The sequence below is a fragment of the Aliirhizobium cellulosilyticum genome, assembly GCF_014198105.1.
In the GTDB taxonomy this organism is placed as follows: Bacteria; Pseudomonadota; Alphaproteobacteria; order Rhizobiales; family Rhizobiaceae; genus Neorhizobium; species Neorhizobium cellulosilyticum.
On record NZ_JACIGW010000002.1, the window covers coordinates 282124 to 304130 of the forward strand.

General features: G+C 58.9%; 17 protein-coding genes and 1 tRNA gene. 5 read left to right on the forward strand and 13 right to left on the reverse strand.

Annotated elements, in window-relative coordinates:
- Positions 1–6 precede the first annotated feature (6 nt).
- From GGE33_RS10290 to GGE33_RS10315, 6 genes are all read right to left on the reverse strand, one after another.
- On the reverse strand, positions 7–948 hold the full coding sequence (locus tag GGE33_RS10290; RefSeq protein ID WP_183822896.1) for a DUF707 domain-containing protein: 942 nt from the start codon (positions 946–948) through the stop codon (positions 7–9).
- Entirely contained in the window at positions 948–2225 is a 1278-nt protein-coding gene (locus GGE33_RS10295; protein ID WP_183822898.1) for a class I SAM-dependent methyltransferase, read from the reverse strand. Before GGE33_RS10295 ends, GGE33_RS10290 begins: the two co-directional genes overlap by 1 nt.
- Positions 2222–3550 carry a DUF4910 domain-containing protein gene (locus GGE33_RS10300; protein ID WP_183824072.1) on the reverse strand — a complete coding sequence of 443 codons (1329 nt, stop codon included), beginning with the start codon at positions 3548–3550 and terminating at the stop codon, positions 2222–2224. Before GGE33_RS10300 ends, GGE33_RS10295 begins: the two co-directional genes overlap by 4 nt.
- Positions 3550–4110, reverse strand: coding sequence for a dTDP-4-dehydrorhamnose 3,5-epimerase family protein (locus tag GGE33_RS10305; RefSeq protein WP_148144047.1), 561 nt, complete (start codon positions 4108–4110; stop codon positions 3550–3552). The genes GGE33_RS10300 and GGE33_RS10305 overlap by 1 nt, the downstream gene beginning before the upstream one ends.
- A 21-nt stretch (positions 4111–4131) precedes the next feature.
- On the reverse strand, positions 4132–4905 hold the full coding sequence (rfbF, locus tag GGE33_RS10310; RefSeq protein ID WP_148144048.1) for a glucose-1-phosphate cytidylyltransferase: 774 nt from the start codon (positions 4903–4905) through the stop codon (positions 4132–4134).
- A gap of 316 nt (positions 4906–5221) precedes the next feature.
- Complete coding sequence (locus tag GGE33_RS10315; protein WP_183822900.1) at positions 5222–6661, reverse strand: lipopolysaccharide biosynthesis protein; 1440 nt, start codon at positions 6659–6661, stop codon at positions 5222–5224.
- 405 nt (positions 6662–7066) lie between these two features.
- Here GGE33_RS10315 and GGE33_RS10320 point away from each other — a divergent pair, with 405 nt between their 5' ends.
- From GGE33_RS10320 to GGE33_RS10330, 3 genes are all read left to right on the forward strand, one after another.
- Complete coding sequence (locus GGE33_RS10320; RefSeq protein ID WP_183822902.1) at positions 7067–8476, forward strand: NAD(P)-binding protein; 1410 nt, start codon at positions 7067–7069, stop codon at positions 8474–8476.
- Between the two features lie 9 nt (positions 8477–8485).
- Positions 8486–9574 carry a glycosyltransferase family 4 protein gene (locus tag GGE33_RS10325; protein ID WP_148144051.1) on the forward strand — a complete coding sequence of 363 codons (1089 nt, stop codon included), beginning with the start codon at positions 8486–8488 and terminating at the stop codon, positions 9572–9574.
- Between the two features lie 386 nt (positions 9575–9960).
- Entirely contained in the window at positions 9961–10953 is a 993-nt protein-coding gene (locus tag GGE33_RS10330) for a GNAT family N-acetyltransferase (protein ID WP_246435931.1), read from the forward strand.
- Between the two features lie 4 nt (positions 10954–10957).
- On the opposite strand, the gene GGE33_RS10335 is transcribed toward GGE33_RS10330, so the two are convergent.
- Positions 10958–11032, reverse strand: a tRNA-Gln gene (locus tag GGE33_RS10335).
- A 163-nt stretch (positions 11033–11195) separates the two neighbouring features.
- Here GGE33_RS10335 and GGE33_RS10340 point away from each other — a divergent pair.
- A complete protein-coding gene (locus tag GGE33_RS10340; RefSeq protein WP_183824076.1) occupies positions 11196–12107 on the forward strand; it encodes an MBL fold metallo-hydrolase in 912 nt (303 codons plus the stop codon).
- Between the two features lie 144 nt (positions 12108–12251).
- On the opposite strand, the gene GGE33_RS10345 is transcribed toward GGE33_RS10340, so the two are convergent.
- Positions 12252–13145 carry a DUF1499 domain-containing protein gene (locus tag GGE33_RS10345; protein WP_183822904.1) on the reverse strand — a complete coding sequence of 298 codons (894 nt, stop codon included), beginning with the start codon at positions 13143–13145 and terminating at the stop codon, positions 12252–12254.
- A gap of 206 nt (positions 13146–13351) precedes the next feature.
- On the opposite strand from GGE33_RS10345, the gene GGE33_RS10350 reads away from it, so the two are divergent.
- Positions 13352–13621, forward strand: a complete 270-nt coding sequence (locus tag GGE33_RS10350) for a hypothetical protein (RefSeq protein WP_183822906.1) — start codon at positions 13352–13354, stop codon at positions 13619–13621.
- 6 nt (positions 13622–13627) lie between these two features.
- Here GGE33_RS10350 and GGE33_RS10355 read toward each other — a convergent pair whose 3' ends face one another.
- The 5 genes from GGE33_RS10355 to GGE33_RS10375 form a co-directional block, all read right to left on the reverse strand.
- Positions 13628–13987 (reverse strand): VOC family protein, encoded by a 360-nt coding sequence (locus GGE33_RS10355; RefSeq protein WP_183822908.1) that lies wholly within the window; start codon positions 13985–13987, stop codon positions 13628–13630.
- 85 nt (positions 13988–14072) lie between these two features.
- Entirely contained in the window at positions 14073–16745 is a 2673-nt protein-coding gene (gene ppdK / locus GGE33_RS10360; RefSeq protein ID WP_183822910.1) for a pyruvate, phosphate dikinase, read from the reverse strand.
- A 379-nt stretch (positions 16746–17124) separates the two neighbouring features.
- Positions 17125–20586 carry a chromosome segregation SMC family protein gene (locus GGE33_RS10365; protein ID WP_183822912.1) on the reverse strand — a complete coding sequence of 1154 codons (3462 nt, stop codon included), beginning with the start codon at positions 20584–20586 and terminating at the stop codon, positions 17125–17127.
- Between the two features lie 36 nt (positions 20587–20622).
- On the reverse strand, positions 20623–21324 hold the full coding sequence (locus GGE33_RS10370) for a DsbA family protein (RefSeq protein ID WP_183822913.1): 702 nt from the start codon (positions 21322–21324) through the stop codon (positions 20623–20625).
- Positions 21325–21467: 143 nt separating this feature from the next.
- Complete coding sequence (locus GGE33_RS10375; RefSeq protein WP_183822915.1) at positions 21468–21986, reverse strand: DUF721 domain-containing protein; 519 nt, start codon at positions 21984–21986, stop codon at positions 21468–21470.
- Between the last annotated feature and the right edge of the window lie 21 nt (positions 21987–22007).

Genomic DNA, 22007 nt, shown 5'->3' on the forward strand with positions numbered 1-22007 from the left:
CCGCCTCTATCTTGTGGTTGTGGTTGTCGAAAGAACGGTGACGGCGGGGCTCGCCCCGACCACCTTTTCAAGCTGCACCGGCCGGTAGCCGATCTGGGTGACCGTGCGTATCAGCATGCCGTAACCCGCCCTTCTGGCTTCGCGCGGTTTGCGCATTGCGCTTGCGGCGCGCAGGAGATGCAGGCCATTGCGAATATTGGCGGCGAGATGGCTGACCTTGCGGCTGCCATCAGTTATGCCGCCATAGATCAGTTTCGGCTGCGGCACGCCCCGGAACGTGCTTCTGACCTCCCTCAGGTCGCCCTCCGGGTTCATGCCCAGTCTCTCGAAGGTTTTGTAGACGGCGCCGGTATAAAGCGGCCTCGTGTGCAGGATCGGCGAGGCATCGATGAAGGCGGCGCGATAGGCCGGTTTTGCCATCATCATGGTCCAGATATCATCCAGCCCCCAGCCGGTTGGCCAACGGGCAAGGATGGGAAGGAGCGTGCGCAGATAATCCGTGCGGATAATCGGGCACATCGGTTCGACATAATTCGAATATCGCAGCGTGAAACCGGGGCAATGCGCCGTGACCGGATAGGAAATATGGCTCGACGGGAGGAGTGATGGCTGGCCTATATCCAGATCGTTCGACGTCATGAGGTCGAACAGGTTCGACAGGCCATTCGGCTCGAACAGCAGGTCGTCATCGGGAAACATGATGTAGTCGTAGCGGTCAAGCAGATCGGGATTGGCCCGCAGGTAGCGACAGGCGCTATCCCATTTCGTGCCGGTGTCGACGGAGAGGGGAAAGTCTCCGTCATCGAGATCCGACTGCTGCTCGTCATAAGTGCTCAGCTGCAGATCCCAGTTTCGCGACGCCTTCGGCTCGACCAGCCAGTTGCGATGCAGCGACAGGCGGCCGACGCGTGCGAAGACGAGGTTACGGACTTTGTTGGCGTCAGACATCAGCCCACCTCGATCTCCTGAGGATAGGGAATGGCTTTGAGGAAGGTTCCGCCCTTCTTCTTGTAATCAGCCTGCTGGGCGACGATCTCCTCGGCAAAATTCCAGGGCAGGATGAGCAGATAATCGGTCGGCGCGGTAACCAGCTCCTCCACCGGCCGGATCGGCAAGCGGACGCCGGGCATGAACTTGCCTACCTTGTGGGTGTTGCGGTCCACGACATAGGAGATCGTACCGGCTGGCAGATCGGCATAGTTCAGAAGCGTCGCGCCCTTGGCGGCCGCGCCATAGGCGGCGATTGTCTTGCCTTCTTCACGGAAGGCACCGAGCATCTTCCGCAAGTCATCCCGGATGCCGGAAACGCGCAGGCCGAAATCACGGTAGCAATCGAAGCCGGTCAGGCCCATCGCATCTTCTTCCGCCTGCATCTTCTGCAGCCGTTCGGACTTGCCCTCGGTCTTGGAGACCCGCAGACGCAGCGAGCCGCCATGGATATCGAGTTTCTTGGCATCGTTGAGATAAAGCCCATGACGGCCCATCAGCGGTTCGAGGGCTGCCAGCGAATAATAGAAGAAATGCTCGTGGTAGATCGTGTCGAAAGCGCAGGTTTCGATCAGATCCTTGACGTAAGGGAATTCGAATTCGGCAATGCCGTCATCGGCCAGCAGAATGGCGAAACCTTCGACGAAATAGTTGATGTCGTTGACATGGGCGAGCACGTTATTGGCCAGCATGACCGACGCACGCTTGCCTTCGGCAACCAGCTTCGTTGCCACGTCCTTGCCGAAGAAATCGATGACCGTCGGCACGCCGATCTCGATCGCCGCCTTGGCCGGGCCGCCAGCAGGATCGATGCCGAGGACCGGAATGCCGTGCTCGACGAAATTCTTCAAAAGATAACCGTCATTGCTGGCAATCTCGACGACAAGATTGTCGGCTCCCAGACCCCGTTCCGCGATTAGATCGAGTGCGTGTTCGCGGCTATGGGCAAGAAGGGCCGGAATGAAGGACGAGAAATACGGATAATCCTGGCCAAAAAGGATTTCCGGCGGCACATCCTCGCTGACCTGCAAGAGGCCGCATTCCTGGCAGAGCACCACTTCCAGCGGAAACAGCGGCTCCAGAACGCCGAGCTGTTCGGGTTCGAGCAGCGCGTTTGCAAGCGGCTGATTGCCGAGATCAAGGATCGTATCGAGATGATTTCCGCCGCAGGACCTGCAGGCTGTGATACGGCCGGACTTCGGCGTTGATGCTTCCACCTGAATGCTTGCGATAGTCATGGCCGAACCTCCGTGATTAATTCAGCGTTCAAACATAGATCTGCGGCTGCACGTATTCTGGAAAACGGCGCCTTGGCGCGTTCCGCGATATCGAGAAGCGAGCGGTTTCCGTCGCACTGGTTCAGGACCCAGAGCAGGTCCATCTGCGAGGCCCCGCCTGCTTCCTTCTGCCCGGCTATGGCGCGATAAAGCCCGCGCCGCCCGAGTTGTGGTTCGCCCCTGCCGTCGACGCGGCGATAGGTGGCATTCCGCTGAAGCAGCTCGATGAGATCCACCAGAAGGTGGAAAGACTGGTCGAGCGCCTCCGATGTGACGAAGTCGCAATTGTCGAGCGAGGTGTGATATTCCGGAAAAGTGCCGTGGATGGAACGCATCAGGCAGCCAACCGGAAGGACGATACCAGGGGAGCCGTATTGCCGCTCGTCGTATCCATAAGGCGAGAATTCAAGCATTCCGAACGCATGCCCGCTATGCCGCAACACATGCTCGGCCGCGAGATCGACCACCGCGCCGTCGACAGTCTTCTTGTAATGGAACGGTCCATCGTCACCGATGCAGGTCAGGACAAGGCCGTGGGCGATGCGGTCGAGATGATCCTCGTTCTGCGCCAGCCAGGTGATCGCGCCGATGGTGGCCGGCAGGAAGAGGAAGCGGATGCCGAAGCGGCGCTTCGGCTGCGCCAGGAAATGTCTTGCGAGCGCAGTGGCAACGACGATGCCGGACAGGTTGTCGTTGGCGAGGCTCGGGTGGCAGACATGCACGGAGATCAGGATCTCCTGATCTGTCTCGCCGGGAATGAGGAACTCGCCATAGGTCAGCGCGCCATCGGCCAGCGCGCTATCGATCTCGACCTCGTAGGCCTCGTCCTGCATCGTCTGCCAGAGCGAATGCGGCAAGCAGAAGCCCCAGTTCTCGGCGTAATAGGAGGTGCGGTATGGGATGGCCTCCGGCTGGTCTGGCAGCGTGTGGATATGCGCGGCCAGCTGCTCGCGGGTGAACGTGCCGCGGACGGGCACGCTGTAACCGACGACATGCAGATTGTTATCGGCAAAATCGACGAGCACACGGCCATCGAGCGCCTTGATCGACGCTGCCCGGATATTCCATTCGCGCGGCACGTCCCAGTCGAAGACCTGCGTGCCGGTGGCAACTTCGTGGATATCGAGCGGGATATGCTGCTTCAATGCCTGCAGCGTCGCGCGCACGCCATTCCCCGTCAGGCTGCGTGGCAACGGAAACAGGGTGCGAAGCAAGGACATCACGTCGAGCGGCGGCAGGATGCCACCGTCGTCATTGCCTGCAGTCTTGAACACACCATCCAGCATCATGCGGCGCTCCGTTGGAGCCAGGGCATTCTCGCCAGAAGATCAGGCCATTCCCGATCCTTGTCGGAGATTTCCGTCACCGGCTCCGGCCATTCGATCGACAGAAGCGGGTCATCGTAACGCGCTCCGTCATAAAGTTCCGGGTAATAGGCATCACCCATCAGGTATTCTACGATCGCGTCCTCGCTCAGCGCCTGAAACCCGTGTGCAAAACCGGCCGGAATGAACAGCATCCTTCCATCGTCGGCACCGAGTTCGACATGGAAGCTCTCTCCCAATGTCTTCGATCCCTCGCGAAGGTCGACGATCACGTCATGGATACGCCCATGACTGCAGCGGACGACCTTGGCATCAGCATGCGGTGCCCTTTGAAAATGCATGCCGCGAACAGCGCCGCGCGTTTTCGTCAGGGACGTATTTCCCTGAATGGGCGTGAACACGACACCGGCATCATCAAAAAGCTTCGTGCACCATGTCCGGGCAAAACTGCCGCGGCTATCGCCGTGAACCTTCAGATCGATAAGTTTCGCATCCGAGCCGCCGAGAGAGGTGAAGTTCATGACGCCTCCTCAAGCCTGCGGCTACCAGACTTTCCACTCAGCCGAACGGGATGCCCACATCTCGTTAAGCACCGTCTTATCCCGCAGCGTATCCATCGGGTGCCAGAAGCCACGATGGCGATAAGCCATAAGCTCGCCCTGCTTGGCCAACTCGTCCATGGGACCTCTCTCCCACATCACCTCATCGCCTTCGATCAGCCCGAGCACGGACGGGTTGAGGACGAAGAAACCGCCGCTGATCCAGGTCCCGCCATTCTCTGGCTTCTCATTGAAGGACTGGACGCGCGGATCCTCGTCTTCCAGATACATGGCACCGAACCGGCCGACCGGCTGCACGGCAGTCACGGTTGCGCTTTTGCCGTGGTCCTTGTGGAATTTCAGAAGCGCGGTCAGGTCTATGTCACCGACGCCATCGCCATAGGTCATGAAAAACGGCTCGTTGCCGAGAAGATGCCGAACCCGGGCAAGCCTGCCGCCGGTCATCGTATCTGCGCCCGTATCCGCCAACGTGACGCGCCAATCTTCGCAAGGCGGGTCGAGATAGGTAACTTCCGATGTTGCAAGATCGAAAGTCACGCTCGATCCACGCATACGCAGGTCTTCAAAGAACTTCTTGATCAGATGTCCCTTGTAACCGCAGCACACGATGAAGTCTTTCACGCCATGAGCGGCGTATATCTTCATGATGTGCCAGAGAATTGGCTGTCCGCCTATCTCAACCAAAGGCTTTGGTACAGTCGACGTCTCCTCGGAAAGTCTTGTTCCAAGACCTCCCGCCAAAATTACAGCTTTCATAGTAAAACACGCCACCCGCTCTGTGAGAGCCGCGAATGGATCTCACATTGAAATACTAAGGATACTCGAATGCTGGCAATTTCACGTGATGACCCAAGCAAAACATAAATTAACGGAGCGAGCAAGAGTTTTTATTTATTGTTAAGCTTTAAAGAAGAACTCGACAGTAATAAAAATATCATCCAGACAATTGGGTCAGGTTATCCATCATCCGACAGATATTGATGGCCATCCCGCTTCCGCTGCGACTGCTTTGGCAGCCAGACACCCATCAGACGCCAGAGCCGGAAGCCTTGCCCTTGAGCACGTGACGACGTCAGCGTGCGTCAAACAGCTCAAAGCGGCCACCGCCGAGCTTAAGCCTCAAGCCCAGAGCCAGCAGCGTTACGCCGTAAGCTGCCGCGCCGAAACCTGCAATCAGGACCATCTCAAGGAAATCGGGGATTTCCAGACCGGCGAACTGCATTCGCAACCAATAGACGGCAACGACCATCACGGCGCCGGCCACCGCAACCTTCCACAGATTCCGGATCTGCCGCCGGAACCCGAGATTGAGGAGCTGCCGCAGCTGAAACACGTAATAGGCCCCCATTACGGCGGCCATCAGAAGCCTTGCGTAGATAACGCCCTCGATCGAAAAGAAATAGAAACCGGTCGTGACAGCGATCGTGCGGAGGATGAAATCGATCAGATTTATCCGAAACAGAAGATCTGGACGATCAAGGGCAAGACTAAGAGAAATCAGCGTCTGAAAATAGGGCACCGGCAGCATGGAGATGGACAGCAAGGCCAGATAAGGCGCAGCCTCAGCCCATTTCGGCCCGAGCAGAAGATTAGTGACCAGATCCGCGGTCAGAGCGATGCCGAGCGTGGCAGGCACGCAGATCAGCATGGCGATACGGATTGCCTTCAGAAATGCCTGGCCGACCCTTGCCCGGTCCGAACTCATCTTCGAAAATGCAGACATCAGAGGCTGCAAAGCCGGGCCGATAAAGCTTTGCGTCGGTATCAACGAAACGTCATTCGCCACCGTATAGCGGCCGAGCAAAGCTTTCGGAACATAGGCGCCGATCATCAGCCGGTCATATTGCCAATTCAGTGCAGACACGACCTGCGAGGCGGTGAACCAACCCATGAAGCCGGCAAAATCGCCAAGACGCCGAAGAGAGAAAGCGGGGCGATAGCGAGCAAAAACATATGACATCATTGTCGTGACGCTTGCCGCGACGACATAGTTGGCGACCAGCGCCCAATAACCGCCCTCCGTATAAACGATGACGATAGCGGCGATCAGGCCGCAGACCTTACTGGTCGTCTCGGCAATAAAGGTCGGACGGAAATCGATATTGCGGGCGAAGTAGACCATTGCCGGACTGTAGAGCCCCTTGACCACCGTGCCGATCGCCAGAATACAGACAACGGGTACCAGTTCCGGATCACCATTGATCCAGGAATATGGCCACGCGCAGCCGATTGTGAGTGCGGCAACAGCGATGCCTCGCAGAACGGCAAGCGTGAAGCCCGTATCCAGATGCTGCTTGTCTATCGTGGGAAGGCGCACGAGCGCCTGGGTAACCGGCACCTCCAATATACTGTCGATAATCAGCACCAGCGCCATGGCCAAAGCAGTGACGCCGAAATCGGCAGGCACGAGCAGGCGCGCCAGGATGAGAAGATTGACAAAGTCGACAACGCGGCCGAACAGGCGCGAGAAGATCAGCCAGGATGCGCCTCTTAGCGTGGCAAATGCAAGCATGGACGACCCAACCCTCAAACAAAAGAGACCGTCAGCAAGCCTTCGAGAATAAGGCTCACTTATCTGGAAAACGTCCTTCCGTCCGACGTGACGAACCGGCACAGAGGACGTCATAAACGCGAATTCAACCTAGCCGAAGCTGAGCATTTCCGATCGATAAATGCCGACAATGCCGATAAAGAGCGCAAACAGACCTTTCGACTAAATCAACGATACACACAAACAGGCGATAATCTATACTGAAATCAAAGATATCTCGAAATACGTCGTGAATTATGAATTATTAAATCCAAACTTATTGTGCATTTCCTGCATTGACACGCCAGTAATTATAGTGCGGATTTGATGTATGTGATATTTATTGAAAGTATTGTTAGCCTCCTAGCCAACTATGAGGGAGAATCGATGCTTGATTCTTACAAGTTGCAGCCGGAAACGGCATCTGAGGCTGACGTCTATGATGCAATCATCCTGGGCGCGGGCATAACCGGCCTCGTTGCTGCATCGGTACTCCTTCGACAAAACAGCGCGCGCATTGCGATTATCGACGAATATCAACACATTGGCGGGAACCACATCGACTGGTCGGCCAATGGCTTCACCTTCGACATCGGCAGCCTGATCTTTCAGGATGGCTCTCCACTCCTCAAGCATTTTCCGGAACTGCTCGAACATTACGTTCATGTCCATCCGACTTGGGGAAGGCTCAATCCTCAGAGGCAGATTACGCGCTACCCGATTTCGATCGTCGATGACATCCTTGGCGCCGGGCCGGTTGGCATCTGCCGAATTGTCCTCTCCATCATCCATGCGCGGATCTGGCGCCGTCGGCTGCGCAACGCCAAGGATTTCGCCAGGTTCTGGATCGGCGGCTACCTCCTCAAGCGTTCGGGGCTGGAAAACTATATGGCGCGCTTTTACGGCGTTCCACCCGAACATATCGACCTGGAACTGGCCGAAAAGCGCATGATGTGGATCAAGGAGCACTCGTCGCTGCGAGGCTTGCTCCGGAAAATGCGCCAGAGGAAATTGCCGCATCTAAAGAACAAGCAGCTGGCAAGACCGAAGGAAGGCTATGCGGTCCTTTACGAGCCAGCCAAGAAAGGCCTCATCGAAAACGGGGTCACCTTCAGGCTTGGCACGCCGATATCCAAGGTGGCCAAGGACGTTGAACAGTTCATCGTAACGCCAGCACAAGGCAAGACAATAGCGGCTGCGCGAGTGATCTCGACCATGCCGATCAACATCATGCTTCGACTTTGCGGGCTGGAACAGGAAAAGTCGCTGGAGACAATCACGCTTATCAGTCTCTATTTCAGCTTCTCGGGCGATCGCGGGTTCACCCAATCCATCCTTTACAACTTCTCCTATGAAGCAGCATGGAAGCGGCTGACGATCTATTCCGATTTCTATGGCCGCAATGACGGCCGCGAATATTTCGCTGTCGAGGTCGTCAGCAACGACACGATCACCAGCATTGAACTTGCCGAAGCGGAATTCAGGGCGCATGTTGCCAACAACGCCATATTTAACGGCGACCTGAAGCTGGAGGGCGGCCAGGTTCTTAAAAACGCCTATCCGATCTATACGCACGGCGCGCCGGCGGAAGCTGCCCGGCAAATCGATCGACTGAGACAGTTCGGGATCGAGTCCTTCGGACGCCACGGCGCATTCAACTATCAACCTACAGCCAGAGTTTCGACATTGGAAGCGGAACGGGCTTTGGGCTACCGTCACCCGGAACCCGCAGATAATCCGGACCGTCGGGAACGGCACGACAAGAGACTTGAGCTTATTCCATGTAAAAGCGGATAGTAATCAAACATGCGTATCATGCATCTTCTTAACCACACCTACCGGCTGAACGGACATGTCCATGCAGCAGTCGATCTCGCATGCGAGCAAAGAAGGCTCGGTCACGAGGTGTGCATCGCCAGCGGCGGCGGCGATTTCGACGAGCTGCTGGCAAGCAACCATGTAGCAACCCGCATCGTCGATCACGAACGGAGACTGCTGACGGTCGTCCGCTCGGTCGCGACATTGAAACGTCATGTCAACGAGTGGAAACCTGACGTAATCCATGCGCATATGATGACGAGCGCCGTATTGGCCTATCCGGTCTGCAAGCTGTCCGGGATTCCGCTGGTCACCACCGTTCACAATGAATTTGAAAAAAGCGCCATCCTGATGGGGCTCGGCACCCGGGTGATCGCCGTCAGCGAATCCGTCAGTCGCTCCATGCAGCAGCGCGGAATTTCGGCGAAAAAGCTGCATGTCGTGCTCAACGGCACGATCGGCACTGCACGTTTTGCCAACAGGCAAGCGGCTCCTGCCGATCTTGCGCATCCGAGCATCCTATTCGTTGGCGGGTTACACCCGCGCAAGGGGGTCGTGGACCTCATACAGGCGTTCAAGATTGTTCACGCCACATATCCCGCAGCGCGGCTTTTCATCGTCGGCAGCGGCCCTATGGGCGAAGAATACCGGGAACTGGCGAGGCAGACGGGCTGCGGTGACGCAATCACCTTCGTCGGCTCGCTCGACGATCCCTATCCTTACATGCTGGCGGCCGACATATTCGTCCTGCCGTCGCTTGCCGATCCTGCACCTCTGGTGATTTCCGAGGCGCGCGAGGCGCGCTGCGCCATCATTGGGACAAAGGTCGACGGGATTCCGCAGTTGCTGGAATTCGGCGAAGCCGGCATACTCGTGCCTCCATCGGCACCGGAGATGCTGGCCGCAGCCCTTGCCAACCTCCTTGCCGATCCCGCCACTCTTCGCGAATGGCAGGAAAAGAGCCAGATTCGCATCGACAACCTGACCATAGAACGCGTCGCCCTGGAAACGACGGCGGTCTACCGGTCCGCCATGGCAAAACCGAAATTCATCGGCGCGACGCGTCAGGCTGTCTGATCCATATTTTTCGGCGACCACCCTATCCCGCTCTGAAGCAAGGACGCGGCAGGTTTCACTCACCTGCCCCCACAAACTGTGCCTTTTCGCTTGAGCAGCAGGCCTAGAACCCGAAGCGATCTACATTTCCTCCGACGAAACCTCGCCGACAGCCGCTACAGGCCAGTCGGCAAGCTATTGATTCATCGAATTAATATTTTTACTTTGCCGCGCGACCGATTTTATTTGCAGCGCAGCAATTAAACTTGAATCAATAAATATGAATGCTCTTATTCACATTAATTAATTTTCGTTTAACATGACGCTGCAAATACAATGCAAATAACTCCGACAGATACCCGCTCAGCAGGCATAGTTCAGAATCTATAGTACTGAGGCTAGGTTCGATGATCACGCGTAGCAAGAGTATTGACCAACAGGGCCAGTTAAAAGCGGCAGCAGAGATGGCGTTCAACAAGCTGACGCCGACAATATTCCACGAACAATGGTGGCTGGAAGCTGCCACACGCGGGCGGGTCGATTTCGTCGAGGTGACCGATGGCGGACGAACGGTCGGGCGCCTTCCCTATATGGTCAATTCCCGATACGGCCTGACAAGCAGCAACATGCCGACGCTGACGCATTTTCTCGGCCCCGGCATCGATGACGGCGGCGGCAGCGAAGCCAATCGCTATGTCAAACGCCATTCGATCACGCAGGAACTTATCCGCAAACTCCCGCCGCTTTCATCCTTTCGTCAGAAGATGCATCGCGGCGTATGTGACGCCCTGCCCTTTCAGGCACAGGGCTACAATGTCCAGGTTCAGTTCACTTTCGAAATAGAGCCCTACCCGGACGCCGTGATCTGGAAGGCGATGCGCGACAAGACACGCAATGTCATCCGCCGGGCCGCGGAGAATTTCGACGTTCACGAAAGTTCGGATCCGGAAGCCTTCTTCCACCTTTCTGCGGCACATCTCGAAGAAAAGAGCCTGCAGGCCAATATCGATTTCGGCGTTTGCAAGGAAGTCGCGATCCAGGCGGTGAGTCGCGGACGCGGCCACATCTGGGTCGCACGAGAGAGCGCAACCGGCAGGCCGAAGGCGGCGATTTTCTGTGTCTTCGACAACAGCACTTATTATTACCTGATGTCGACCCGCGCACCGGATGCCGGCAACGGCGTCGTACCGCTTCTGCTCTGGAACGCGATCCAGTCTGCGGCGGCTATGGGCCGTGTCTTCGATTTCGACGGGATCGTCAACGCGGGCTCGATCCTGCTGTTCTCCGGCTTCGGCGGCAAGACATCGCCCCGTTATATCGTTACCAAGGCCAGCATGCCCTATCGCGTGCTGCGACAGATTCGGCGGATGGATTCCTCGGTCACCAACACATTTTGCTGAAATATGGCTGGGGCGCCAGGATTCGAACCTGGGAATGCCGGTACCAAAAACCGGTGCCTTACCGCTTGGCGACGCCCCAACACTTCCGTGACCGCATGAAGATGCCGCACGGCAGGCGCTTCCTCTAGCAAAGCTTTATCCCGCCCTCAACGGCTATCTTCGTTCATCCGGCTATTTTCCTTGCGATAGTTTTTGGAATAAAGCGGGATATGGCGAAGGAAAAGGCTAGCAAGACGCAAGGCATGGCAAGCGATATCGATTTCGACACCGAATTCTCACCGGACTACGGCCATGCCGTTCCGATTGCGCAGGACGTTCAGCGACTGACCGTCAACAATCCCTCCCCCTTCACTTTTTACGGCACCAACAGTTATATCGTCGGCAAATCCTCGCTGGCCGTCATCGATCCCGGCCCCGACAACGAAGCGCATTTCGATGCGCTGATGCGGGCCATCGATGGTCGGGAAGTCAGCCATATCTTCGTCAGCCATACGCACAGAGATCATTCGCCGCTGGCAGCGCGCTTGAAGGACGCCACGGGTGCATTGACGGTAGCAGAAGGTGCACATCGCGCGGCGCGGCCATTGCATGAAGGGGAGATCAATCCTTTTTCGGAAAGCGCCGATACGGATTTCCTGCCGGATATCGCGATTGCCGATGGGCAGGTGATCGAAGGCGATGGATGGGCGCTTTCGGCCATTCACACGCCCGGCCATACGGCGAACCATTCCGTCTTCGCACTGGAGGATACCGGCATCGTGTTTTCGGCCGATCACGTGATGGCCTGGGCGACAACGATCGTTGCGCCGCCGGACGGATTCATGGCCGATTTCATGGCCTCTGTCGAAAAGCTGCTAGCCCGCAAGGACCGGATCTATTTTCCCGGCCATGGTGGCCCGGTGCGCGAGCCTGCTTCATTCCTGCGGGGCTTGCGGACCCATCGGCGGATGCGGGAACGAGCCGTGATGGAACGCATTCTGGCGGGCGACAGACTGATCGCCGACATGGTCAAGGCCATCTACGTGAAGACCGATCCCAAGCTGCATGGCGCGGCAGCGCTTTCGGTTCTTGCCCATATCGAAGACCTTCTTGAAAAAGGTCGAGTAGCAACCGATGGGCCACCCTCGCTGCACGGGATTTATCGGCCGGCCTGACAGAATTGCCTGTCGCTTTGCTTACGCAATCCGGTTGCGACTTTAGAGCATTTCCGCCTTTCTTCGAAACGCGAAACGGCTCTATCGCGTTGTTTTAACGCAATTCCGGACGCAAAACCGGTTCCCACTTTTGCTGGAATTGCTCTAGCCGCCAGATAGCCCGAGCAGTTCGGCGTCGAGGCGGTCGAGAAAATCCTCGGCGATCTCCGCACCGAAACCGAGATCATGCGGCCCGTAGCGAGAGACGACACGGATATCGACAAAGGTCGTTTCGGCATCCTCGCGCAAACGGATAACCACATCGAAACGCAATCCGGCGATCAATGTGCGGGTCGCACCCTGCAACACGACCTCGGTCGGATTGCCGACAGCGCCGTCCAGCGATGGTTCGGGCCGTGGCAAAGGCACTGGCGCGATATCCGGGACCGGCGCCTGATCATCCTTCGGCGCGCTTCGCTCGGTCCGGTCAGGCTCGACCAGCGAAAGCCCGTCGGTCTTTGCAATCGCAATTCTGGCGGACAGGGATGCCTTGCGGACTCCATCATAAACACGGTCAAGCGCACCCTCATACCGCCTGCCGATCAAACCCGGGTAAGCTGCGAACTGGGCACGCCGCTCGCATGCCTCAGGCACCGGGGGTCTGGGAAGCCAGCGCTGGGCGAAATGCAATTCGGAGATAAAAGCCGGCGGATCAGCCAGATCGGTGGAAATGTCGTAGATTGCCGGCTTGGTATAATATTGCACGGCCCCATAAATGACTGTCCCAAGCGGCAATGCCGCATAGATCAGTCCCTTCGTGGCCGCGACGCCACCATCGGCCCCGACCTGCCATAAGCGGACAAGGCCAACGAGCGAAAGCGGCAGGGACACGGCTGCGATTGCTGCGGACAGGAACAGAAGCGCCAGGAAATCCGGTTCGCTCAACGGGCCGAAACGATGGGCAAGAGCCACAATCACGAACAGCAGCAATGCCGACAAAGCCAACCGCCGACCAAGATAGGCGGATTGGGAAACGGGCCGGACGAAACGGACAGTCATTTTGCGGCGCAAGCTCCGGACGAAACAATCAAGACTGTGTAGGACAGGTGTCGCAAGAATGGAATCTCAAAGCATCGTGGGCCACTGCCGACGCCTTCCGCAGCCGGTTTTTCCACCTCGATTTTTTTCATGCCCCGCGCATTTTATCGTCGAATGCTCTACATACCTGTTCGCGGCTCGTCCGTACGACCTGATGGAGCATGACCATGCGCCTTTCCCGAATTCTCATTCCCTCGGCACTGCTTCTCATTCTGGCCTCATGCCAGACAATGACGCCGGAGGAGCGGCGAGCGGCCGACGAGCGCACATGCGCAGGCTACGGTTTTCGCGCCAAAACGGATGCCATGGCGCAATGCCTGCTCGATCTGGAACTCGACCGACGCGCACAGACCCGCTCGATGATGGAACGCAACGACCAGATGTTCTGGCGCCCGCCGATCGTGGTCGAACGGCGCGTGATCGTGCACAGGCCGTAAGACCCGCTACTGCCTGTACTGCAACTCTATCCTGATCCCTTCCGGGCCATAGACGAATATCTGGCCGATACCTGCACCGGGTATCTCATCGTGTTCGAGACGATAACCGGTGGCCTTTGCCCGGCTGATCGCATCGTCCCGATCGAAAAAGGCGAAGGCTGCGTGGTTGAGCATGCCTTGCGGAAAATCGTTTTCGCGCTCCACGACGTTCAGATGGATGGCCGGATGGCCTTCGAGATAGAGCCAGTGGCCCGGCATGCCGAAAGGTGGGCGATACCCCTCCTCCACGCCGAGAAGCGTCGTCAAAAAATCGATCATCACAGCCGCATCGCGGGTGTGGATGTTGACATGATCGAGATTCGGCATCCGCCCCCCCCGGTTTTCCCCCGGGGGCATACTAACATGAGCGGCCAAGCTCACGCCATCCTCAGCGCCCTTCCCCACTGAAGGGTCAGGCGTTGCGCTTGGCGATAGCGGCCTGGGCTGCCGCGAGGCGCGCTACCGGCACCCGGAAGGGCGAGCAGGACACATAGTCGAGATCGGCATTTTCGCAGAAATGGATCGATGCCGGATCGCCGCCATGTTCGCCGCAGATGCCCATCTTGAGATCGGGCTTGGTCTTTCGCCCGCGCTCGGCGGCGATCTGGATCAGTTCGCCGACGCCATCGAAATCCAGTGAGACGAAGGGGTCGTGCTCGATGATCCCTTTTCGCTGATAGGTCGGGATGAAGGTTGCCGCGTCATCGCGCGACATGCCGAATGTGGTCTGGGTCAGGTCGTTGGTACCGAAGGAGAAGAACTCGGCGGTTTCGGCAATCACATGGGCGCGGATCGCGGCGCGCGGCAGCTCGATCATCGTGCCGGCCAGATAACCGATCTCCATGCCGGTCTCTTTCCAGACATCGCGGGCAACGGCATCGATGACGCCCTTGACGTAATCGAGCTCTGCCCGGAGGCTGACCAGCGGTACCAGTATCTCCAGCTCCACCGGCTCGCCGGTTGCCTTTGCCGCCTCGGTTGCGGCCTCGAAAATGGCGCGCGCCTGCATTTCGGCAATCTCGGGATAGGAGATCGCAAGGCGACAACCGCGATGGCCGAGCATCGGGTTGAATTCGTGGATCGCATCGATGCGGCGGGCAAGAAAGTCGGGAGACATGCCCATGGCACGGGCGACATCGTCGATCTCGGCTTCCGTCTTGGGCAGGAATTCATGCAGCGGCGGGTCGAGCAGGCGGATGGTCACCGGCAGGCCGTGCATGATGGTGAAAAGCTCGGTGAAATCCGAACGTTGCAGCGGCAAGAGCTTTGCCAGAGCAGCACGGCGCGCTGCCTCGTCTTCTGCAAGGATCATCTCGCGCATCGCGTGGATGCGGTCACCTTCGAAGAACATGTGCTCGGTGCGGCAAAGACCGATACCTTCCGCCCCGAAGGAGCGCGCCGAGCGCGCATCCTGAGGGGTGTCGGCATTGGTGCGGACCTGCATCCGGCGCGCCCTGTCGGCCCAGGCCATCAGCTTTCCGAAGTCACCGGAGAGTTCCGGCTGCTGCATGGCGACGCGACCCTTGAGGATCTGACCTGATGAACCGTCAACGGTAACGATATCACCTTTTCTGAGCGTCACGCCGCCGGCTCCGGTCAGGGTTTCGTTGCGCAGATCGACCCGCATCGAGCCCGCGCCGACGACGCAGGGGATACCCATGCCGCGCGCAACGACCGCCGCATGGCTGGTCATGCCGCCGCGTGTCGTCAGGATCGCTTCTGCCGCATGCATGCCGTGAATGTCTTCCGGGCTGGTCTCGATGCGCACGAGCACGACACGTTTTCCTTCGGCTTCCGCCGCGACCGCCTGTTCAGCGGTGAAAACGATCTCGCCGGTCGCCGCCCCCGGCGAGGCGGGAAGGCCAGAGCCGATCTGGTGACGGGGGACGCGTGGATCGATGGTCGGATGCAGAAGCTGATCCAGCGACGGCGGGTCGATACGACAGACCGCCTGTTCTTCCGAGATCAGCCCCTCCTCGACCATTTCCACGGCAACCCGCATGGCGGCCTTGGTCGTACGCTTTCCCGTACGCGTCTGCAGCATCCAGAGTTTTCCGCGCTCGACGGTGAACTCTACGTCCTGAAGATCCTGATAATGCTGTTCGAGACGATCGCAGATGCCGCGGAATTCCTGAAACGCCTCGGGCATCAGCTTTTCCATCGACGGCTTTTCAGAGCCCGATGCAAGCCTGCCTTCCTCGGTGATCGACTGGGGCGTGCGGATACCGGCGACGACATCCTCGCCTTGCGCATTGGCTAGAAACTCGCCGTACAGGGCCTTTTCGCCGGTGGACGGGTTGCGGGTAAACGCAACGCCGGTGGCGGAAGTCGAACCAAGATTGCCGAAGACCATGGCCTGGACGTTGACGGCCGTGCCCCAGGTTTCGGGGATGCGATGGAGCGTGCGGTAGGTCACGGCGCGGGCGTTGTGCCAGCTGGAGAAAACCGCTGCGATCGCCTTCCAGAGCTGGACATGCGGGTCCTGCGGAAAACTCTCGTCCAGTTCGTCCTCGATCAGGCGCTTGTAGAGCGTGACGATGTGCTGCCATTCGACGGCCGACAGATCGGTATCGTGCTGGCGACCGAGGCGGCCCTTCTCGTCTTCCAGCACCTCTTCGAAGATTTCGTTGTCGAGGCCCATGACGACATCGGCATACATCTGGATGAAGCGGCGATAGCTGTCCCAGGCAAAACGGGCGTCGCCGGCATCATGGCCGAGCGCCTGCACCGTTTCGTCGTTGAGGCCAAGATTGAGGACCGTATCCAGCATGCCGGGCATGGAGGCGCGCGATCCGGAACGGACGGAAAGAAGCAGTGGCCTTTCGCTGCCGCCGAAGATGCGACCGGTTTCCTTTTCAACCGCTTTCAGCCCGGCCAGAACATCAGCCTTCAGGTCGTCGCAGATCTTTTTGCCATTGCGGAAAAATTCGTGGCAGCAGTCACAGGTAATGGTCAGCCCCGGAGGGACCGGCAAGCCAAGGCTCGCCATTTCGGCGAGATGTGCCCCCTTGCCGCCCAGCAATGCGATATCCACCGCGCCGCCTTCTGCCTTACCACCGCCGAACCAGTAAACCCGTTTTGCCATTCCTGCCTCCCCGCGCATTTTTCTCTGAAATTCAGAGCTTTTGCAACAGCTTGGGAAATCATGGAGGCAGGATTATGTGCGCTGCAGCATTATGCAACAGGCAATTTGGCGCAATTTGGAGGTAAGCCCGAAGACGGGAGAGATAAAAGCTTTGCGGGGCCGGATCACACTCGGCCCCGCAAAGCCTTCCGCGTAGGACAGGAAACCCACGCGGGGGGTACATATTCGCCGAATGGCCTTTGCGCCCAAAGACGCCCCCCAGCCCCCGCCGAATCCGTAATTCTGCATAGCCATATACCACATCCCGCGCATCCCCTATATGGGTGAAACAACGTATATGTGACTACAATCAATTATGGCGCAAAAAACTCTCGTTTTTTTAGCTTGCCTCACGCAGCAGCTCGGCGGTCTGGAGATCGACCGAAACCAGCTGGGAAACACCCTGCTCCGCCATTGTCACGCCGAAGAGCCGGTTCATGCGTGCCATGGTGATCGGATTATGGGTGATGATGACGAAGCGAGTCTCGGTCGAGGCCGCCATTTCATCCATAAGGTTACAGTAGCGCTCGACATTGTGGTCGTCGAGCGGCGCATCCACTTCGTCCAGAACACAGATCGGAGCGGGATTGGTAAGGAAGACGGCGAAGATCAGCGCCATTGCCGTCAATGCTTGTTCGCCGCCTGAGAGAAGCGTCATCGTCTGCGGCTTCTTGCCGGGTGGGCGGGCGAGGATTTCAAGCCCGGCTTCCAGCGGATCTTCGGATTCGATCAGCTGCAATTCTGCCGTACCGCCGCCGAAAAGGTGGGTGAACAAGCGCTGAAACTGGGTGTTGACCACATCGAAAGCGGCAATCAGGCGCTCGCGACCTTCCTTGTTGAGGCTCTGGATCGCACCACGCAGCTTACGGATCGCGTCGACCACGTCGTCTCGCTCGCGGATGAGCGTCGCAAGCTTGTCGGAAAGTTCCTTCTGCTCCTCGTCGGCACGCAGATTGACGGCGCCGAGCCGCTCGCGCTCCATTTTCAGGCGGTCGACCTCGCGTTCGATGGCGCGAATATCCGGAACAGGCTGGCCCGGCTGCAGCCCGGTGAGGCGCAGGACTTCCGGCGGCGAGACATTCAAGGCCTCGCGAATACGCTGTTCGCTCTCGTGGCGCCTTTCGGCTGCGGAAACCAGTCGCTCCTCGGCACGCCCGCGTTTTTCGCGCACATCGGCAAGCTCAGAAAGAGCGGTTGCGGCACGCTGGTCCGCTTCGCGCTGGCGAGTTTCAGCAATGACCAGTTCGTCAGCTGCGAGTTTTCGCGCAGCCTCCGCCTTTTGCAGTTCGGACATCAGGCTGCGGCGACGATCGTCGACCTCTTCGGGCGCGGCTTCCAGCTCGACGATCTCGTCGCGCGCCTCTTCCTCGCGCTCGCGCAGGCTGTCGATATGGGCGGCGGCGCTATCGGCGCGGGCCTTCCAGGATGAGCGTTCCTGGGCGATGGCAGCGATACGGCGCTTGCGGGCTTCGAGTTCCCGGCTCAGGCCTTCATAGCGGGCACGCGCTTCGGCCAGCCGGCCACGATCGGTTGCAACAGCGGCCTGCTGGTCACGCAGGCGATTGTCGAGATCAGACAGGTCCGGGGCATTTTCGAGTTCGATACGGGCGTTTTCGCCCTGAACATCGACATCTTCAATTTGCGTATCGACCTGATTGAGCGCCTCGGTGACCACATCGCGGCGACGCATGAGATCGCCTGAGGCGCGCTCCGCAGCGGCCAGCGCCTCACGGGCATCGGCAACCTGACGTGTAGCAAGCCGCACCCGGTCGCGAGCATCGGCAAGCAGCCGCTCGCTCGTTGCGATCTCGGCGACGGCATCCGCGAGCAGGCTTTCGCATTCGGCCAGAACATCCCGGGCTTCGTCGATCTCGGCTTCGAGTTCGGAAAGGCGGTTCTTCTGCGACAGGCGCAGTGCAGCCGCTCCGGGCGCTTCCGATCCGGTGACATGGCCATCCCAGCGATAGACAGCACCCTCTTTGGTCACAAGCCGCTGGCCGGGCTTCAGCGATGCCATCAGGCTCTGCGCGTTACCGGCAGAGGCGATCCCGATCTGCGCCAATGCGCGGGTAAGTTCCGGCGGGGCCGTAACACGGGCCGACAGCGGCTCGACGCCATCCGGCAGGCGCGGATCGCCGGAGCTGTCACCGGTCACCGACCAATAACTGGGGGCCGCGTCATCGACCGGGCTTTCGAGATCGTCCCCGAGAGCTGCACCAAGTGCCGCCTCGTAACCGCGCTCGACATGGATCATTTCGGCAACCGGCACGTAGTCGCCTGAGGCGGCGCCGGCAGCGAGCATCTTCCTGATCGTGCGGGCTTCCGTTTCCAGCCCGTTGACCTTGGTCTTGGCATCCTCCACCGGACGGCGGGCGGAGACTTCCGCAGAGCGGGTGGAGTTGAGTGCGGCTTCTGCCTCTTCGGCAGCGGCAGTAGCATCCTCCAGCGCCATCTCGGCGGCTTCGACCAGTTCCGCCTTTTCCTCCGGGTCATCAAGTGCGCCGAGCCGTTCGGAAACGGCATCGAGTTCGGCCACCGCATCCTGCCGCTGGCGATCGAGGCGCTGACGACGTTCTGAAAGATCACGGATCAGACGTTCGAGCTGGTTGCGACCGGCGGCGGCTTCGGCGCGCTCACCGGTGATCGTCGCCAGCAGTTGCTCGCTCTCAGTAAGGGCTGCGCCTGCCGCCTCGAATGCTTCGCCGAGATCGGCGCTTTCGGCACCACTATCCGCCAGCATGTCGTTCAGCTCGGCTTCTTCCTCGTCCAGTTTTTCAAGGAAAGACGTATTGTCGGCGGCGAGCTGTTCCTCGCGGCGAATGTCTTCGGCCAGTTGCGCCAGGCGCCGGGTCAGTTCGTCGCGACGCTTGAGCAGCCGTCCTGCTTCTTCTTCCAGCTGGCTGCGGGCGATCTGCAGGCGCTGCAGGGCGGCACCGGCTTTCGCCTCCTCCTCGCGCAGCTCCGGCAGTTTGAGGCTGGCGACGGCCTGATCCTTGGCCGCTTCCATCTGCCTTTGAGCCTTTTCGGCAACCGTGACGGTGATCTGGTTGAGCGCGGTCTGGGCTTCCAGTTCAGCCTGCTCGGCCTCGACCCAGCGGATATGCAGAAGCATCGCCTCGCGGGCGCGGATATCGGCCGACAGCGACTTGAAGCGGTTTGCCTGGCGGGCCTGACGTTTCAGGCTTTCGATCTGGCTTTCCAGCTGGACGACGACATCTTCGAGACGCTCGAGATTGGTTTCGGCGGCGCGCAGGCGAAGTTCCGCCTCGTGGCGGCGCGAATGCAGGCCGGAAATCCCTGCGGCCTCTTCCAGCAATTGCCGGCGAGCCTGCGGCTTGGCGTTGATCAGTTCGCCGATCCTGCCCTGCCCGACCATGGAGGGCGAACGTGCGCCGGTCGAGGCATCGGCGAAAAGCAGCTGTACATCCTTGGCACGGCTTTCCTTGCCGTTGATGCGATAGACGGAGCCATTTTCGCGCTCGATCCGGCGGGTGACCTGGATCTCGTCGGCATCGTTAAAAGCTGCCGGTGCGGTACGATCGGAATTGTCGAGGTAGAGGCCGACTTCGGCGGTATTACGGGCCGGTCGATTGCCGGAGCCGGAGAAGATGACGTCGTCCATGCCGGACGCGCGCATGTTCTTGTAGGAATTTTCGCCCATCACCCAGCGCAGCGCTTCGACAAGATTGGACTTGCCGCAGCCGTTCGGCCCGACCACTCCGGTCAGGCCGCGCTCGATGAAAAATTCGGTCGGTTCGACAAAGGACTTGAAACCGACGAGGCGCAGCTTGTTGAACTTCATGCTGCGCCCCTCACTCTCCCGATGGAGAGAGCGTTATCAGATGCTGTCGAAAAGCGCCGACATGGATTCAACCGACATGTCCCCAGAATACTTCTTCCCGTTAATCAGGAAGGTCGGCGTGGAGTTGACGGCGAATTCATCCGCGCCACGCTTCACAGAAGCATTGATTTCATCGAGAAGCTTCTGGTTCGTCAAGCAGGCTTCGAAAGTCTGCTGTGTGTAACCGGCAATCTTGACCGTCTGCATCAACGCGTTGCGGACATCCTTGTCGGCTGGAGCCGCCCAGGCGCGCTGCTGCTTGAACAGCATGGAGACCATCGCGAAATACTGTTCCGGCGTTGCCAGCTCTTCCGGCTTCTGCGGGTTGCTGCGTGCCAGCATGAAGGCGGCGGTTGCGACCGGATCGAACGGGAATTCGCGGATGATGAACTGCACCTTGCCGCTATCGATATACTTCGTCTTGATCGGGTCGAAGGTGACGTTGTGGAAGTTTGCGCAATGCGGGCAGGTCATCGACATGTATTCGATGACCTTGATCGGGGCATCGGCACTGCCGAGCGCCATTTCCGGCAGGGTGCCGGGCTTCAGCGCTGCAGCCATGTCGACATCGCCCTGCGATTCCGGCTTTTCCTGAGCGAGAGCATCGGTAACGCCGAGCGGAAGGGCAAGAGCGAGCGCTGTGACGGCAACACCGCCGAGAAGCGCGCGCCTGGTCATGGTCATATCGTTCAAAAGCATAGGACACCCGTTTGAGAGCAAATAAGAAAAGATTGGAACCTCCGTATCCCGGCGCTCAATCCTCGGCAAGTTGCCGATAGGTAACTTACTTCAAAGAATTGTGACGAAAGCTGGGAAAACCTGGGCTTAAGCCCGGCTTCACCTCAACGTGTGCGCTTTTGCTGCATCACTGCGGTGCCCAAACGCTCGACCGCCTTGCGCAGCGCCTCGCTTTCGATGCCTTCCATCATGTCGTGCAGCTTGCGGGCCGGCGCGCCCTTCAAGGGGCGCGGCGTCCGCGGATGCTTGAGTTGCGGCGAGACCGGTTTCTGGACGATGCGGATCTGGCGCACGGCCGGAAAACCGAAGAAGCTGTTGATACGGCCGATCAGTTCGCCCTGGGCGTGGGTGAGAAACAGCGCACGTGCGCCCTCGCAGGCAATCGTCAGCACGCCGGGCGTATAACCATCGTCCCGGTAACCGTCATTGCGGGCCCAGGTGATCTTTTCCGGCCGGGTGCAATCGGCGAATTCTTCGCCGGCGATTTCATCCCAGGAACCGAGAAGCGCCGTCGAGATGCCGGCCCGCTTGGCCAGCACCGGATCGATGATGCCGTTGGCGATCTCGGCGATCTGGTTTGCACCCTTGCGGATAAATGGCGTCTTCTTGGATGGATAATTCATCGCTGGATAACCGGCCCCACA